General features: G+C 37.8%; 20 protein-coding genes. 17 read left to right on the forward strand and 3 right to left on the reverse strand.

Annotated elements, in window-relative coordinates:
• The first annotated feature begins 62 nt into the window (after positions 1-62).
• The 3 genes from ACTHOQ_RS17805 (at position 63) to ACTHOQ_RS17815 (ending at position 2,798) form a co-directional block, all read left to right on the forward strand.
• Positions 63-866 carry a hypothetical protein gene (locus ACTHOQ_RS17805; protein ID WP_440497479.1) on the forward strand — a complete coding sequence of 268 codons (804 nt, stop codon included), beginning with the start codon at positions 63-65 and terminating at the stop codon, positions 864-866.
• A 443-nt stretch (positions 867-1,309) separates the two neighbouring features.
• A complete protein-coding gene (locus ACTHOQ_RS17810; protein ID WP_440497480.1) occupies positions 1,310-1,822 on the forward strand; it encodes a hypothetical protein in 513 nt (170 codons plus the stop codon).
• Position 1,823: 1 nt separating this feature from the next.
• Complete coding sequence (locus ACTHOQ_RS17815; protein ID WP_440497481.1) at positions 1,824-2,798, forward strand: toll/interleukin-1 receptor domain-containing protein; 975 nt, start codon at positions 1,824-1,826, stop codon at positions 2,796-2,798.
• A gap of 233 nt (positions 2,799-3,031) precedes the next feature.
• Here the strand turns inward: ACTHOQ_RS17815 and ACTHOQ_RS17820 are convergent, their stop codons facing one another.
• The gene (locus tag ACTHOQ_RS17820) at positions 3,032-3,283 is read right to left on the reverse strand and encodes an Rrf2 family transcriptional regulator (RefSeq protein ID WP_440497499.1); all 252 of its coding nucleotides are present in this window, start codon (positions 3,281-3,283) and stop codon (positions 3,032-3,034) included.
• Positions 3,284-3,325: 42 nt separating this feature from the next.
• On the opposite strand from ACTHOQ_RS17820, the gene ACTHOQ_RS17825 reads away from it, so the two are divergent.
• The 13 genes from ACTHOQ_RS17825 to ACTHOQ_RS17885 all read left to right on the forward strand — a co-directional run bounded on the left by ACTHOQ_RS17825 (position 3,326) and on the right by ACTHOQ_RS17885 (position 14,116).
• Positions 3,326-3,781 carry an alpha/beta hydrolase fold domain-containing protein gene (locus ACTHOQ_RS17825; RefSeq protein ID WP_440497482.1) on the forward strand — a complete coding sequence of 152 codons (456 nt, stop codon included), beginning with the start codon at positions 3,326-3,328 and terminating at the stop codon, positions 3,779-3,781.
• Between the two features lie 434 nt (positions 3,782-4,215).
• Complete coding sequence (locus ACTHOQ_RS17830) at positions 4,216-4,971, forward strand: SDR family oxidoreductase (RefSeq protein WP_440497483.1); 756 nt, start codon at positions 4,216-4,218, stop codon at positions 4,969-4,971.
• Positions 4,972-5,320: 349 nt separating this feature from the next.
• A complete protein-coding gene (locus ACTHOQ_RS17835; RefSeq protein WP_440497484.1) occupies positions 5,321-5,989 on the forward strand; it encodes a response regulator transcription factor in 669 nt (222 codons plus the stop codon).
• Positions 5,986-6,999, forward strand: a complete 1,014-nt coding sequence (locus ACTHOQ_RS17840; protein ID WP_440497485.1) for a sensor histidine kinase — start codon at positions 5,986-5,988, stop codon at positions 6,997-6,999. Before ACTHOQ_RS17835 ends, ACTHOQ_RS17840 begins: the two co-directional genes overlap by 4 nt.
• 158 nt (positions 7,000-7,157) lie before the next feature.
• Positions 7,158-7,586: a hypothetical protein gene (locus ACTHOQ_RS17845; protein ID WP_440497486.1), complete on the forward strand. Its 429-nt coding sequence runs from the start codon at positions 7,158-7,160 to the stop codon at positions 7,584-7,586.
• Between the two features lie 219 nt (positions 7,587-7,805).
• Positions 7,806-8,219, forward strand: coding sequence for a hypothetical protein (locus ACTHOQ_RS17850; protein ID WP_440497487.1), 414 nt, complete (start codon positions 7,806-7,808; stop codon positions 8,217-8,219).
• A gap of 20 nt (positions 8,220-8,239) precedes the next feature.
• Positions 8,240-9,007 (forward strand): ABC transporter ATP-binding protein, encoded by a 768-nt coding sequence (locus ACTHOQ_RS17855; protein WP_440497488.1) that lies wholly within the window; start codon positions 8,240-8,242, stop codon positions 9,005-9,007.
• Positions 8,997-11,000, forward strand: coding sequence for an ABC transporter permease (locus ACTHOQ_RS17860; protein WP_440497489.1), 2,004 nt, complete (start codon positions 8,997-8,999; stop codon positions 10,998-11,000). The genes ACTHOQ_RS17855 and ACTHOQ_RS17860 overlap by 11 nt, the downstream gene beginning before the upstream one ends.
• A 93-nt stretch (positions 11,001-11,093) precedes the next feature.
• Positions 11,094-11,399: a hypothetical protein gene (locus tag ACTHOQ_RS17865; protein ID WP_440497490.1), complete on the forward strand. Its 306-nt coding sequence runs from the start codon at positions 11,094-11,096 to the stop codon at positions 11,397-11,399.
• A gap of 343 nt (positions 11,400-11,742) precedes the next feature.
• On the forward strand, positions 11,743-12,273 hold the full coding sequence (locus tag ACTHOQ_RS17870) for a sigma-70 family RNA polymerase sigma factor (protein WP_440497491.1): 531 nt from the start codon (positions 11,743-11,745) through the stop codon (positions 12,271-12,273).
• Positions 12,266-13,282, forward strand: a complete 1,017-nt coding sequence (locus ACTHOQ_RS17875; RefSeq protein WP_440497492.1) for a DUF4179 domain-containing protein — start codon at positions 12,266-12,268, stop codon at positions 13,280-13,282. The genes ACTHOQ_RS17870 and ACTHOQ_RS17875 overlap by 8 nt, the downstream gene beginning before the upstream one ends.
• Positions 13,283-13,414: 132 nt before the next feature.
• Positions 13,415-13,903 (forward strand): DUF1835 domain-containing protein, encoded by a 489-nt coding sequence (locus ACTHOQ_RS17880; protein ID WP_440497493.1) that lies wholly within the window; start codon positions 13,415-13,417, stop codon positions 13,901-13,903.
• A gap of 57 nt (positions 13,904-13,960) precedes the next feature.
• On the forward strand, positions 13,961-14,116 hold the full coding sequence (locus tag ACTHOQ_RS17885) for a hypothetical protein (RefSeq protein WP_440497494.1): 156 nt from the start codon (positions 13,961-13,963) through the stop codon (positions 14,114-14,116).
• A 363-nt stretch (positions 14,117-14,479) separates the two neighbouring features.
• On the opposite strand, the gene ACTHOQ_RS17890 is transcribed toward ACTHOQ_RS17885, so the two are convergent.
• A complete protein-coding gene (locus ACTHOQ_RS17890; RefSeq protein WP_440497495.1) occupies positions 14,480-15,196 on the reverse strand; it encodes a dihydropteridine reductase in 717 nt (238 codons plus the stop codon).
• Positions 15,197-15,411: 215 nt separating this feature from the next.
• Here ACTHOQ_RS17890 and ACTHOQ_RS17895 point away from each other — a divergent pair, with 215 nt between their 5' ends.
• Positions 15,412-16,011, forward strand: coding sequence for a class I SAM-dependent methyltransferase (locus ACTHOQ_RS17895; RefSeq protein ID WP_440497496.1), 600 nt, complete (start codon positions 15,412-15,414; stop codon positions 16,009-16,011).
• 114 nt (positions 16,012-16,125) lie between these two features.
• Here ACTHOQ_RS17895 and ACTHOQ_RS17900 read toward each other — a convergent pair whose 3' ends face one another.
• Positions 16,126-16,554, reverse strand: a complete 429-nt coding sequence (locus ACTHOQ_RS17900; RefSeq protein WP_440497498.1) for a MarR family winged helix-turn-helix transcriptional regulator — start codon at positions 16,552-16,554, stop codon at positions 16,126-16,128.
• Positions 16,555-16,661 lie beyond the last annotated feature (107 nt).

Raw genomic sequence — 16,661 nt, forward strand, 5'->3', positions numbered from 1 at the left:
ATTTTAATAGAACAGATTTTGATTTTGATAGAAAAGTTAAGTAGCTTGATGCGACAACTATATTGACAAACACCGAAAAATACAATGACTACTTAGTTCCATATGTTTATAAACAAGGTCATACAAGAAAACATGAAAATCCTAATGAAGAATATGATGTCTTTTTAGGATTGGATAGCATTTTTAGTGATTTATATAATGATAATAGACATGATGATATACTTAATTTATTGAAAGAAATCACCAAATCGTTTAATGTTTATCATATTTTAGAAGATGGTTATAAAGATTTTGAAGAACTAGAAAATTTATATGAAATTTTAGGATTAAATTTAAAAATTGAATTTGAGCAAGTAAAAGTTGATGTATGTTTAGAAAGTAATTTATCTAGAGTTAATGATTTGTTTTCTGTTGAATCTTGGTTGAAAATTTATCATTTAGAGGTGTATGATTCTTATAAATCGGCAATTGATGCATATACACAGGGCCATTCGGGAGCGTGCATTGAATCATGTAGAACGTGTATCGTAAGTTTATTTTCTAAGTATAAAGGTACTGAAGATTTTGCTAAGTGGATGCGAGGGGCTTTTAATACAAGTGGAGACAATGAAAGAAATACGTTAGCGGATTTGGGAAACGCTCTTAACGTAGATTTAAATAAAGAAGATTTAGCTGTTTTTTTCAATGAAAATAGAAATGGAAAGCTAACGAAGACTAAAACAATTTATATGATATATTCAATGATGTCAGATTATGGTACTCATAGAAATGAAAATATTATTGAAATTCCTACAATTGAAGATGCATTATTCTGTTTAAGGTTAACAGATAGTATTCTATATTGGGTATATTCAAAAAATATATAATTTGAGAAATTAATATAGGATGTCCACTACGGAGATAGTAACAAGTTCCGTAACAATAAGTGTTTAAACGAAGCAAAATGTCGAGTCTTTAAACAGGTTTTCAAGTAATAGTCTTGTTTAAGGAATAGAAAGAATTACGGTGATTCATCTGTAAAAAGCTTGTCCGTAAATTTGACAGCCTCGACCATCAAGTGGCTGTCGAAACATTCGCGGAATTCATCATGCAACCTTATAAGTAAAACAGCAGGTTATAGAATCGTTAATAGCAGAAAAGACAATTACATAAGTGTGGAATTCATATCTCTTTAATTTATCCAATCACCTATTATAATTGGTAATTCTTCGGTTAAATATCATGAAAATTACGATTATTTTTTTAGTGTATAGCAAATTTTTAGATGATAAAACTTATAGCAACTTAAATGTTTAAATGAGGTGAAGGTGTGATTGTATCTCTTTGCGAAGCACAAGTAATGGACTATTTATTAAAAAAGTTACAATATAGAGGTTTTATAAAAAAATTGACTGAGGACAACAGTAGCGAATTGAAATGGATGATTTATTATAAAAATAATTTAATAAAAACAGACTTTGTGGATTTAAAAGATGGATCGTTAGTTCAAAAAAATTATTTAGGGCCATACGACTACGAACTAACAACCTACTATGAGCCACAGATTCAATTATTTACTCAAGCATGGACATTATTTTTTGAAAAGTATTTTACAAGCCGCTCAATAGGACAATTTGAAAATTTAGAAGAATTAGCTATCCTATTTGAAATGCTGCTCTATACTGTTAAAGAAATGAACATTCAAACAAATAATGATTTTCTAAGACCAGAATTGAAAAATGTAATATTCAATGACTCATCAAGCCCATTAGAATTCATTTACTTAGAACGCTTTGAAGACATTGATATTATATCATTAACGTGCCATATTGGAGGGATCTAGGATGCAAAATGAGCGAGAAAGTGTTTTTGTTAGTTATAGTTGGGATTCCCAAGAACATCAAGAATGGGTTGCTTATTTAGTAAGACGTTTAAGAAATGAAGGCTACAATGCTACATACGATCAGTATATTACATCACAAAATACAATTAACTTAAATCGTATGATGGTAGAACATATTAAGAATGATGATTTTATTATTGTAGTTGTTACAGAAAACTACGTGAAAAAATCTGACGAATTTGCTGGTGGAGTGGGGTTTGAAACTGAATTACTCTTATCAGTGATTAATGAAAATAGAGATAAGGTAATAATGGTTACAAAACAGCCTAATATTAATTCGAAAAAGGCTCCATTTTATTTAAAAGGCTATCATTATATTGATTTTTCAAACGACGAATTTGAATCTTCATTAGATGCTTTAATACATCGATTACAGAGGACTCCCCAATATGATATTGGAGAAATTGGAGAGAAAAGAATCAGGCAACCAAAGGTTCCTGTGATACAAAGTGCCGGTAATGTATCAACTATAAAAATACCTAGTCTTAACAAGGTAAGCGATTTAGATAAAAATAGATATATGAACCAGTCATTTCAGGAACTAAATAAACAATTAAGTGGGATTTTTAATAATATTACTAAAGAAAATCCGGGCTTTGAATTTGAAGAAAATAAAGTCAATGAATTTAAAGTGGTTTATGAATTTTATATACACGGTAAACAAGTTCATAAAATTAAATTATGGTTAGATTCTTTTGGGGGTTCTTCGGCGAAGGTGATTCAATATTATTTAGGGAATCATTTAAGCATTAGTAATGATAACAGTTCTAATGGGTATATTTCATTAGAAATTTCTGAAGGTAACCAATTCACATTTTCTATGCCGATGAATATGATGAAACCAAATAAAAATATGACTTTGGATGAGGTAATTGCTGAAATATATAATTCAAATGTTTTTCCTTATTTAAGGTAGTAAATTTAGTGTTATGTGGTAAGGTGATTCCACTACAACTTCAATATTTAATTTGTCCACGTTCAGCACTCACCACATTGTGAAGCGGTGGCTTGGCTGGAGTTGGTTTAATTGTAAAATAGCTGTGTCAGGATCCGCTTTTAAAGCAGATCCTGACACAGCTTTTTCATTTATTCGATTCAAATCCAGTTTTTCAGCATGTTTGCCCCATATTAGCTGATGGCAATAATACTTCATATCTTCCTATGCTGAATAATATGCTCCAATGTATATTGTTCCAGTATATTTTGGAATTCAGTTTCTGCTTTAAGTATGATTAACGAAATAAAAGTTTCCGTACCTGTTGCTTCAGTAGTCGGGGGTGTTATGGATTCTTTGCCTACCGTTAAATAAATATCTTTCTCCGTCACCTGCCGGGGGGCGCAGGCAATTTTATAACCGCCGTAAAGTCCGCTGAAAATGTCCACATATCCCGCTTTTGCGATTTCTTTTCAGTTATGCCGGTCAGTTTTATTACAGAGGAAACTGTGCAAGGACCGAAAATTGCTGCCCAATTTTCATTATATCCGATGATCGATGACCGGGTTGAATCTCCATCGAATAAAGAAATTACAGATGGCCGTGGTTTCTGGAATAGTATTAGCAAGCGAAGCTCCTGGGATATGTATTTAAGTACTTTAAATGAAAACGAAGAGGTGCCCATTTATGCAGCGCCGGTCCGTGCTGTAGGCAATTCCGATTTACCGCCTACTTTCACATTTATAGACGATTTGGACCCGTTCCGTGATGAAACGATTACGTATGTGCAAAAGCTAAGACAGCATGGCGTACCGGTGGAGTTTCATCTTTATCCAGGAGGGTTTCACGGATTTAAAGGGACGGTCCCAAATACAACGATTAGCAGAGAAGCGAATGAGACATTTGAGCTTGCGCTAAAAAGAGCTTTGCATCCATCTTTGTCTGAATGGAAATTGTCAATTTAACGAATAGGCAAAATCAATATACAACATATTTTAAAATAAGCGCCATTTAGGGGGAATTTCTGCAAATGGCGCTTATTTAGAATTAAGCACTATCTCGATTTAGACAAATGGCTTGATCCGGACCAGAAAACAGGCCAAAAAATTTTACACGTGATAAGGCAGTGCTGTACTCAACAACTGGCTTATCTGGGTATCCGCTCTATTTATGGGAAGATGGTGGGCCCAGCACCAGAACAACTTTCAAAATAAGCGGCTTCAGTATGCCGGGAATAGGCTGTGTCCCCTCTCGGCTCAACGCGAAAATCCGGCACTGAAATCCGTTTTAGTATAGTACAAGGTCAGTCATCAATGAGCTCCGCTAAATAATGCTGTTTGAGTATGTTGATAAATGCTTCTTCCGTTTCTTTCAATATCTTTTTTAGCGTCTGATCGTAATGGGTCGTTTACATAATAAAGTAGCTATCATCACAGGAGCGGCATCAAGTATGGGTTTGGCAGCGGTTAAGTTATTCACGCAGGAGGGGGCAAAAGTAGTCGCAACGGACATTGCTTTCGAGCAGCTGCAGACTGTGACTGCGGGCATGGAGAATGTGCTATGCCTGACGTTGGATGTGACATCGGAAGAGCAATGGAATAAGGTCGTAGCAGATGCAAAATCCGCGTTTGGAAAAGTAGATATTTTAATCAACAATGCGGGTGTGTCGTTCCATAAAACACTCTTGGAAGAAACGCTGGAAGGCTGGAATCGCACGGTAAATCTGAATTTGACTTCCGTATTTTTAGGGCTGCAGTCGGTTATTCCGGCTATGCAGGAAAACGGCGGCGGTTCGATTGTAAACTGTGTCTCCTTAGCAGCGGTTATTGGTTCAGCGGATAACGGGGCGGCAGCCTATGCAGCAGCAAAGGGCGGCGTTCGTGCATTATCCAAGCACGCAGCGGTGAACTTCGCGAAAGACAATATCCGGGTAAACTCTGTATATCCGGGAGCAATCTTAACAGGGGCGGCCGAGCGCCATGGGGTAACAGACCGGGCTGTATTAGGAAAAGCGTTTGAGGGAATCATTCCTCTGCCGCCGTTCGCTGGTGAAGCATTGGATATTGCAAACGGCTATTTATATTTGGCGTCGGACGAATCCAAATTTGTGACAGGCGAAGAATTAATTATCGACGGCGGCTGGAGCTCAAAATAGGACAGACCCATTTTACGGAGCACGACAACGGAAGCAGACGGAACCACCAAAGTGGGCCCGCCTGCTTTTTTGTTAAGCAAGGACGGACGATTTAATAAAATTGCGGGATTAATGATAAACTGTATATTCAGGCAGTGCCTATAGAAATTTTCACAGCGATTCAATAAAAGATGGTTTGCGCATGCTCTATTACTAGAAGGAGGCGCTCATTTGGGTAATTTACCGTAAAAGTGAGACATGGCGGCTATTAAATTGCCAAGGAGACATAAAGGCTATCGTTCCGGCAGTTAACCGCTATTGATCTAGTCAAATAGTGAGGGATTTACAGATGTGGAGAGGGAGTGATTCAATGGCGAAAATAGTTATTGTAGAGGACACGGAAACGATAAGGGAGGAGCTGAAAACCTTTTTAACGAAATACGGGTATGAGGTGGCAGCTCCGGCCAACTTTGAAAATATCATTGAAGAAACACTGAAGGAAGAACCGAATCTCATACTTCTGGATATCAACCTGCCTGTGTTTGACGGCTACTATATATGCAGAGAGGTCAGAAAGCAATCCGACGTGCCGATTATTGTGGTGACGAGCAGGGACAATGAGATGGATGAGCTGATGAGCATGCATATCGGGGCGGATGATTTTATTACGAAACCGTTCAATACGCAAATTCTGCTGGCGAGAATCGAGTCTATACTGCGCAGGGTGCAGGGAGCGAACAACCGGGATACCATAGCCTACAATGAGCTGATCCTGAACTTATCGAATGGCTCGGCAAGCTATAAAGGCAGAACAGAGGAGTTGACGAAAAATGAGCTTAAAATTCTGTCGTGCCTCATTAGAAACCAGGGGAAAATCGTTTCTAGGGATGAGCTGATGGACTTTATGTGGAGCTCGGACATATTTGTCGATGACAATAACCTGTCTGTCAATGTTGCAAGACTAAGAAAGAAGCTCGAGGGAATGGGAATGGCGGAAAATATTGAAACAAGGCGCGGGCTAGGGTATATCCTGCCATGACTGTAAAAGAGTATGTAAAGGACAGATCGTTATTCCTTCTCGCCAATTTTATATTATTCATCGTCCTCTGCGGTATTTTGCTGCTGACTAATATGGGCAGCAGCGTAATTCTGCCGATTTTCTGTATTTGGTTTTTTCCTGTTCTTACTTATATGATGATAGAATTTTTCAGACAGAAAATGTTCTATAACGAGTTAAGCAGTATATTGGATAGTTTGGATCAAAAGTATCTGTTATCCGAAGTTATGAAGGAGCCGGAAACTGTAGAAGGCAAGCTATTATATGATGTACTGCGCCAGGTAGATAAGGACATGCATGAGCATGTAAAGAGCTATAAAGAGAGGGAAAACGAGTATAGGGAATACATCGAAGCCTGGGTTCATGAGATCAAGACACCGATTGCATCATCAAGGTTAATAATCGCAAATAATCCCAATGCCGTTACTCGAAATATCCAAGATGAAATAAAAAAAATCGAAGAATATATTGAACAGGTGCTTTATTATTCAAGAAGCAATCATGTCGGCAAGGATTACCTTATAAAAGAGATTCCTTTAGCTGACCTTGTCAGAACGGTTATTAAAAGAAATTCGAGAGACTTTATCAGCAAAGGGATTATCGTCGATATGGAAGCGGTAGCCGGAATGGCGTACAGTGATGCGAAATGGCTGGAATTTATCGTGAATCAGCTGATTGGAAATGCGATTAAATATACACCGGAACATCATGGGAAGGTAACCATCCATACGGCCAGAAACGAAAACAATATCGTCCTTACGATCGAGGATAACGGCATCGGCATTACAAAGAAGGATATAGACCGTGTGTTTGAAAAAGGATTTACCGGAGAAAACGGACGGAAGTTTGGCGGGTCCACCGGCATCGGGCTGTACCTGTGCAAAAAACTCGCGGAACAGCTCGGACTCGGGCTTACGTTAACTTCTAAAGCTGGAGAAGGAACAAAGGTTAGTCTTACATTCCCCTTAGGCAGTGTCAGCTTCATGCAGTAATAGCTGAGCACGGCGGATTTATGGCGCGTGGCTATACGCGCTGTAAATCCGTTATTTTTAATCTTGCAAAAATGTAACGTTAATAAAATCTAAACCAATATGTCATCCTCCCCCCCGCTGATAAAATGAAGACAAATGATCGATGGGGAGGAATTAGAATGAAGCAGTTGGAAATGAAAAAAGCAGTGGTCCTCATACTGGGCATCGCTGTTTTGCTGGTGGGCGCTTTCTTCGGCTATGAATATGTTACGGAGCCAAAAATAGTAGATGGTGTTGTGTCAAAAAACATCGATGAAAAAGGAAAGCCTGTCGATGTAACGGCTACGTTTTCACCGGAAGATACCGTTTATTTTTCTGCTAAGCAGAACAGATTCTGGATTAAGAAAGCACAGGTCGTCTGGTACAAAGGTGAAATTGCCACAGTAAACAGAATTTATGTGGAGGAAAAAGTGAAGTTGAACAAAGCAGGCTATTTCTCTGCTGAGCTGTCCGTTCCGGAAGGTCTTGAGGAAGGTCATTACAGTGTCACGATTTATGTGGATGGGGCAGACATCCGGGAAACAAGCACCGAATTTTACGTGAAATAACAGAAGCTGGCGCAACAGGAAGAAAGGTCAGTATATCCCGCTTCGGCAATGTGAACCTTATATACAAACGGATTTATGGCTCGTATCTGTACTAGCTGTAAATCCGTTATTTTTATGTGTATTCTTGCAAAAATGCAACGTTAATAAAACCGAAACCAATATGTCGCCATCTTTCCTACTGATAAAATGAGGATAAATGATGGATGGGGAGGAACTGGATTGAAAAAAATAGTCATCCTTTTAGCAGGAATCGCTCTTTTGGCAGTGGGCAGTTACAGTACTTATGGATATGTGAATGAAAGGAATATCGAAAATGGTGTTGTGTCAAAGGCTATTAGCGGCAGCGGGATGCCAGTAGGAAAGACGATGTTTGCACCGGAAGATACGGTTTATTTTTCTGCAAAGGGGAATCAGTTCTGGATTAAAAAAGCGCAGATTATATGGTATAAGGGGGAAATCGACAGAAAGAACAGAATCTATGTGGAAGAAGAAGTGAAGATCAGCAAAGACGGCTATTTCACTTCGAAGCTATCTGCTCCTGAAGATTTTGAAGAAGGGCATTACGCTGTTACGATCTATGCAGACGGCTCAAAAAGTATGGCAACAAGTGCACGGTTTGAAGTGAAAAAATAGAGGGGAGAGGCGGAAAAAGAATGCAGACAATATTACATGTCGATAAGATTGAAAAATATTATGGAAACAAGGGCAATATTACAAAAGCCATCGATAATATAAGCTTTAAGGTCAATGAGGGGGAATTTTTAGGGATCATGGGTCCTTCAGGCAGCGGCAAGACGACAATCTTGAATTGTATTTCGACAATCGATCATGTCACTACAGGCAGTATTATTATCAACAACAAAGATATTACGGCACTTAAGGTAAAGGAGCTCGAAGCATTCAGACGGGATGAGCTGGGCTTTATTTTTCAGGATTTTAACCTTCTTGATACACTGACGGCTTACGAAAATATTGCTTTAGCTTTGACGATCCAAAAGAGGGGTATAAAGGAAATCGATCGGCTCATTAAAGAAGTGGCGCAGAAGCTCGACATCCCCGAGCTGCTCAACAAGTATCCGTTTCAATTGTCGGGAGGGCAAAAGCAGCGGGTAGCCTGCGCCAGAGCGCTGGTTACGGAGCCCTCTCTTATTTTGGCGGATGAGCCGACCGGTGCGCTGGATTCAAAGTCCGCACGATTACTGCTGGATTCATTTGAAAAGCTGAATAAAGAGTTCCATTCAACGATTCTCATGGTGACCCATGATTCCTTTACGGCAAGTTACGCCAACAGAATTTTATTTATAAAAGACGGTCGTATTTTTACGGAGCTTATCCGCGGAAATGATACGAGAAAAGAATTCTTCAATAAAATCATTGAAGTGGTGACGTTACTTGGAGGCGATGCTGGCCATGTTCTTTAAAATAGCAGTCAACAATGTCAAACGAAGCTTTAAGGATTATTCCATCTATTTTCTTACGCTAACACTGGGTGTCTGTATATTTTACAGCTTCAATTCAATTGAAGCGCAAAATACAATTTTGGAAATGAATAAAGACCCCAATGTCATTTTAACACTGAATAAGCTGATGGCCGGAACATCGGTGTTTGTATCGGTCGTTCTTGGGGCGCTCATCATTTATGCCAATAATTTTTTAATAAAAAAGCGCAAAAAGGAATTAGGTATCTACATGACATTAGGCATGCCAAAAGGTACCATCTCCAAAATACTGCTTTTTGAAACGCTTTTTATCGGTGTCCTGTCGCTTGTGGTCGGGCTTGGCCTCGGAATAATCGTTTCCCAAGGAATGTCTGTCATTACGGCCAACATCCTGGGCTTTGATCTGAACAGATTTAAATTTATTATTTCATTTGGCGCAATGATGAAAACCGTGCTGTACTTTGGCATCATCTATCTAATTGTGATGATTTTCAATCAGATGACGATTTCAAAATACAAATTGATTGATATGCTGAATGCGGCAAAGAAAAATGAAGTAGTAAAGGTAAAGAATTCATTCGTATCGCTGCTTCTCTTTCTGCTGGCTGTCGGGTTATTGGCAACTGCCTATACGCGGATTCTAAAGAGCGGCATAAATGCTGAAGCGGGTGAACTGATCGTCACGGTCATGCTGGGGGTGATCGGCACACTGTTTTTCTTTTTCAGTCTTTCCAGTTTCTTTATCCAGCTTGTGCAGAAGAACAAAAAGATCTATTTGAAGGATATAAATATATTTGTGCTAAGACAGATCAATAACAAGGTCAATACAAACTTTCTATCGATGACGGTTATCTGTCTTATGCTATTTTTAACGATTTCACTGTTATTTACGGCATTTGATTTAAAAGGAAGTATTCAGAAAGGCACTAAGACATTTGATGCTTCCGCCTCGGTCTTTGTCGATGTCAAAAGGGAAGACCCGCAGGATAATGAGATGGAAGAATTTCTGAATAGAATAGACTTTACATTTGAGCCTTATGAAAAACATGCCTTTTATCGTGAATATAAACTGGATGTTACGCCTGAAGATTTGCTGGCTTCTTATTTAACGGAGCAGGAACGAAGCAATTTAGAGGGAAGTTTGTATTATAATGATTCGATATTTGCCATTAAATTCTCGGATTATAAGGCAATGATGGAAATTCAGGGGCAAAAAGCTGTTGAATTAAAGGAAAATGAAGTACTGGTCGTAACGAATCCTAGAGGGGAAGAGCGTAATTTTTCCAACGAAACGGGGAGGGAAAGAATCGTCTATATAGGGGATAGCGCCTATACGATTAAAAATGAATCTCCTTTAGAAGCAGCAGTGAATGTTGCCATTTACGAGCAGTTATTTTATCTTATTATCCCTGATAGCTTCAGTGAAAGTATGCAGCTGGAACATACCGGCTTTAATGTAGTGTACGATGAAAAATATTTCGAGAAATCGGAAAAGAAATTCGCTGACGTATTTAATAAGCTTGAAGCAGATCAGTATCGAGATGTCTTTCCTGCTTTGGTGATCGGGCGTACATTGGTGCAAGTCCAAGATAGAGAGAATGGGGCAATCGCATTAGTTGTATTTATCGGTCTGTTTTTAGGTCTGATATTTATCATCACGAGCGCAGCCGTTTTAGCACTGCAGCAGTTATCAGATGCAAGTGATAGCCTGGAACGATATAAGTCTCTAAAGAAAATCGGTGTCACGGAAAACTTAATTAACAAAGCAATATTGAGTCAAACTTTAATCTATTTTATGGTACCGTTAAGTCTGGCGATTCTCCATTCCATCATTGGAATAAGCGCCGTCAGGGAAATCTTCAATTTTGATTACCAAAGTATAGCAGTTAGTGTTTTATTCCTTGCAATCGTATATGGCGGCTATTTTTACGCAACATATATTGGTATTAAGAATATTGTGAAGAACAGTAATTAGCGCGTATGGGCTACCGCTGATTCAATAAAGGCCGATGAACCGGCGGGTGTGTGTGGCTAAAACAGCCAGGCATTTATGCAGGCAGCCGGTTTCGTGACCTATAAAGACCCTACTACAATTCAAATGATTATTGAGCAATATGAAGAAGGCGGGAGCACTTATGAAATACAATGGTTAAATGTCCGAAAGTTCTTTATGGATTATGATATTACCAGAAATGTTTATAGCAACAAACCGAATGAGATTGTTTTCGGTGGCAGAAGAGGGCTCGATGAATGGGGATACGATGAAATTATTCCGTTGAGTAAAAAGAAGCTGCAACATGAAATTCTTCTACTTTCGCAAACAAAATTAATGATACATTGCTCCAATATTAAAATCAGAAAAATAGGAGCTTAGAAATATAAATCATTCTAGGAAAATAGATTTTATGAGATTGATTTGAAATATAATGATACAGATTACCTCTAATTTTATTTTGCACAAACGACAGCACTCACTCACGCACAGTGAAGCCGTGGCATAGTTGGAACTGATATAATTAGCGGCAAATAGCGAACTCCTAATATGGGGATCGCTTTTTTATGTTTGAAAAAGGTTTTCGGATGCGAGTAATCATTTATTGTAATGAAGAAATGATTGATGCCGTTATAAGAGATATTTATTTTAATATAATGAATTTTATATGCAACTAATTCACTTCCTCATGCGACTTTAATGTGTAACAGAAAGGAGCGCGTATATGGAAATCAAAAAGCTAGTGCAAAGAGCAAAAAAGGGGGACGGGGAAGCATTTGAACAATTGATTAGTTTTGTTCGTGAAAAGTTGTACCGGACAGCATATGCTTATGTCCGAAATGAACAGGATGCTCTTGATATTTACCAAGAAGCTGTATATACAGCCTTTATATCGATAAAAAAACTAAAGAAACCTGAAAGTTTTGCGGGCTGGATTACAAAAATCCTAGTGTTTAAAGCCATCGATTTTATTCGGAAAGAGTCCCGTCATTTTCCGACAGACGACGAAGAGATTTTAACTTTGATAGAACCGGAAAATGTAGATGACATTATGCACACTATGGATTTATCAGCTGCATTCAAATATTTGAGTCCAAAAGTAAAAACCATCATCTTATTAAAGTATTATCATGATCTGTCCATGAGGGAAATTGCAATTATCATGAATCTTCCAGAAGGTACGGTAAAATCGCATTTGAATCGTGCAAAGAAAGAATTGAAAACGGTTTTAAAGGAGGGCTATCTTTATGAATAAAGAAAAAATCAATACATCGCTTAATCAAATAGAAGTGCCGATGGAGAAGTTGCTGGCAAGAGAAAAAGCAGCCATTAATCACGGAAAGAAAAAAATAGCTGTTAAAAGAACGACGAAGCGCTCATTGTTGGCAGCGTGTGTTCTAGGTTTATCGCTATTAGGATCCGGATTTGTTTCAACAGGTATGGCGAACGCGCTATCCAATATTCCATTGATCGGCACTATTTATAAGGATTTTCGTGATATTGCTTCAGAAAAGTTGGAACGTGATAATATAGCGACAATTATTGATAGACAGAATAGCCGAGATGGTATAACGATGACTGTAAAAGAAGCGGCATACGATGGAAATCGCTTAATGGTATCGGTAATGTACACAAGTGAAAAGGATATTCCTGATTTGAAGGATATTGGGTTTGGAAAGATACTGATCAATGGACAGCCTGTTGACGAAGTAGCGGGGGGACAAGGCGGTCAGGATGATTTGGATGAAAATACAATGATTGAACACCACCAATTAATATTTGGCAATTACGATGCATATGGGGATGAAATTGATGTTACCGTAATACAGGAAAATATGTTTGGGCAAGATGCAAAATTAGAAGTGACTTTCCCGCTGCAAAAAGCGGCAGGTCAAACGGCGGAGTTTTCGCCAAAAACAACATCTAAATCAAATGATGGAATTTACGCAATAACAGCAGAAAAGGTGATTTTCAGTCCATTGGCAACCCGAATCGAATTAGCGGTTGATTATCCTCCTGAGATGAATCTTAATGATACTTGGCCATGGTTTGAATATGTTGTAACGGACAACACCGGAGAAATTTATGAAGGTCTGAAACTCCAGTCCGGCGTTGAACGCGGTAAATTTGGACACCATATGATACTAATATTACCTCCGATGGATACACCGCCATCATCATTTAACTTGAAGCCTAGGATGACGAATAAGGATGGTAGACTGGTATATATAGAAGGATTGGAACTTGTCGTGCCTTTAAAGTGACAGGGGCAAGGATATATGTAAATATTAGCAGGATGACGAAGAATAAATAGCTTATATTGAAGCACCTTTAGAAGTCCAATTTCCTTTAAAATGTAATTTATAAGTTATTTATTAAAAGTAGGGGGAATGCATGTGGACTTTGAAATGAAGATAAAAGAATTGAAAGAAGCGATCGGGAAGTTGCCTGAACGGGAAGCGAAGTCACTGCTATTTCATATTCTATTAAAATTGGAAATATCGAGGGGAACGGACTACCTTGAGAAAAAGTTTATTAGTGAACTAGAAGAAATATATGAACCGGTTTTCGATATAGAAAGAAAACGGGCAGAAATGCCGCACGAGCAAAGCTGCCGAATGGTACATATTGTATTTGGGCTTTCTGGTGCGGGATCATTAAAAATGGCCTTGAAGATAATGAAGGTACACAAATGGGAACAGGTTATTATTTTTGGGGATATATTCTCGATTGGTCCTATTGAGCGGCTGCATGAAGATGACGGCCAAGAAGCAAGAGTTCAATGGCTGAAAAATGCGGTGTCAATGGCTTTGGCCGAGCGCGTTAACTTTCAAGTAAGCTTGCCTATAAGAGAATACTCATTTAACGAAAACTGCTTTAGTTAAGGCAAAGCGGATAAAAAATCATTTTTCACTCACACTTATAGTGGAGGTGAGTGTGGAATGGGCAATAATAAACATAAAAATAATAAAACGCAGGATAACAAAAAGCAGCAAAATCAAAATCAAAATGCTAATCGAGAGCGTGCGAACAGAGAAGAGTTCGCCAAGGAAGCAGATTTCAGCCGAAACCAAAAACAGAATCAAAAGGATTGCTAAGGCATTTTTGGTTAACTCAATCTCACTTGAGCATGGGACAAAGCAAAATGGATCACTTTTCTATGTAGGGAAGTGATCCATTTTTTGTTTAGCTTAAAATGTTTATATAGCATTTTCTGCAGAACTTCCTTTGTTAAGTATGGGTTTAAATTGCTTAAGAATACGGCAACTACCTCCGCATTTTGATGCCATTCTTTCTCTTTTTCATTCGCTGTGTCCATCTCTCCTTTCAAAAAATTAGAAGGCTCAGATGAAATATCTCTGATGTATTATATTATGGGGGAATGTGAATCATCAAAAACAGAGCTATCCAAAACGAAGAATGACGTTTCGGACAGCCCTGTTTCATAAATATATATTTACTTAAATAGAAGATTCAACTGAAAAAAATTTGGGTATTTGTTGTCCGCGTTTGTCCAGCATAATTTGTTCTGGTTTGATGCCATGTTCACGCAGCACGTCAATGTTTTGCATAATAAACTCATCACTGCCGACAACATAAAAGAGCCCGTCTTGATCTAAAGCAAGTTTTTTCACTTCTTCATAGTAATCATTTCGATTATCGACATACTGTGATGTGAAGTTTTTGTCAGATGCAGATTTAAAAACGTCGGTAAATAAGTAGTTTTTTGTAGAATCAATATTAAGGGAATTAATGTGACTGATGTTGTCAGGTCGTTCCAGATAAGTAAGGATAAGCGGTCGGAAAGTTGCCAGACCTACACCTGAGGACAATAAGTAAATACTTTTGTCTTCTCTTTTCAGCGGTACATTGGAATGGATTTTAAATAGCGCCACTTCATTGCCAATTTCAAGATTTCTTAAAATCGATTTAAATTCTGAACACTGTTCTCGAATACGAGTTGTAATCCCAATTGACTGCTCATTTGGTAACGTGGAAATTGACATATGGCGAACTAAGCTTTTATTTGGTTGATCGCCTGCATTAAAACCTTCTAATGCAAGATGTGTGTGGGCACCTTCTTCCCATGTGAAGCCTTCAGGAAGGTCGAGCAAAAACGTTTTAACCTCTGATGTTTCTTCGATAATTGTGTTTATTTTCGTCCAGTATATTTGCATGATCCATTCTCCTTACATAATTATTAATCTCTTTACAATTTATAGTATATCACAGATGATAAACGTTCTCATTTAAAAGAATTCATAATTGAACAAGGTTGGTGAAAAAATAGAAATGTACTTAACCAATTGGGCAGTTTAAAGGGATAAGGAGATATTATTAGTAGGAACCTGATAACAACTATAAAATATGTAGTAGATAGGGGAGTGAAAAAATGGAAAGTAATGTTTTTGAAGAAATGGCAAAAAGATATGATACAGTGGAAAGAATAGAATTAGCTAAAATTATTGTTGAAGCCGTAAGACCGGAATTACAAAATAGTAAATCAAAATCTTTATTAGACTATGGGAGCGGTACGGGTCTGGTTAGTTTGGAAGTATCAGATTTAGTGAATTCCATCTTGCTGGTAGACTCATCAAAGCAAATGCTTGCTGTTGCCGAAGCTAAAATATCCTCCAAGGGGATTACGAACGCAAGAGTACTTTATTCAGATTTTACTCAAGAAAAGCCTGAACTGGATGCAGATATCGTTTTACTGTCACTCGTCCTGCTACATATTCCAAATACTAAAAAAATATTACAGGAATTATTCAATCTATTAAATGATGGCGGCAAACTTATTATTGTGGATTTTGACAAAAACGATAAAATAAGTCATCCAACCGTTCATAATGGTTTTTCACATGAAGAACTCAAAAAGGAATTATCCGAAGCTGGCTTTAAATCAATCGAAGTTAAGACATTCTATCATGGAAAGCGTATTTTTATGAATGAAGATGCTTCAATGTTTCTATCCAGTAGCATTAAGGAATGAAGTCTGAATAATTAACTGGAGTTAATATAATAAAAAGAAGAACGATTTCCTGCTGAAGGAATTCGTTCTTCTTTCTTATTGGAATTAGGTAAACCGTATTAACTGCAAAAGATTTTAAAGTTTTTCCACATTATGATTTAAGCGTGTGAGAAATTGATTAAGTTGCTGTAATTCGATATCCGAAAAATCTTCGTAAAGATCATTTAAAAATTGATCTTTAAACATTGTACAGCCTTCCAGTAGTGCCCGTCCTTTATCGGAAATCGTTACAAGCACTTCACGGTTGTTCTTTTCATTACGTTTGCGTTCGACATATTGCTGTTCTTCAAGCAGCTTCAGATGACGCGTAATTGCCGATTGATCGATAGCTAATGATTGTTGAAGTACCTTTTGTGTAACACTGCCTTTTTTTACTAAAGAACCTAAAATTTCATATCTCGTCAAACTGACTTCTGTTCTTTTTTCAAAAATCTGCGTTACGTGACGGTCTAATCTTTTTAACATCATAATCATTTGTTTTTTATCATCCAAACAAACTTCCATACTAATCCTCCTTACATTGATTACTCATCGTGGATCTACGTCAAATTTTCGGACACATTCTGCCTAAGTTTTTTCTTGGGGCAACATCCCGAACGGATTGTTCCACA

Source organism: Solibacillus silvestris, assembly GCF_051967575.1.
Taxonomy (GTDB): Bacteria; Bacillota; Bacilli; order Bacillales_A; family Planococcaceae; genus Solibacillus; species Solibacillus silvestris_B.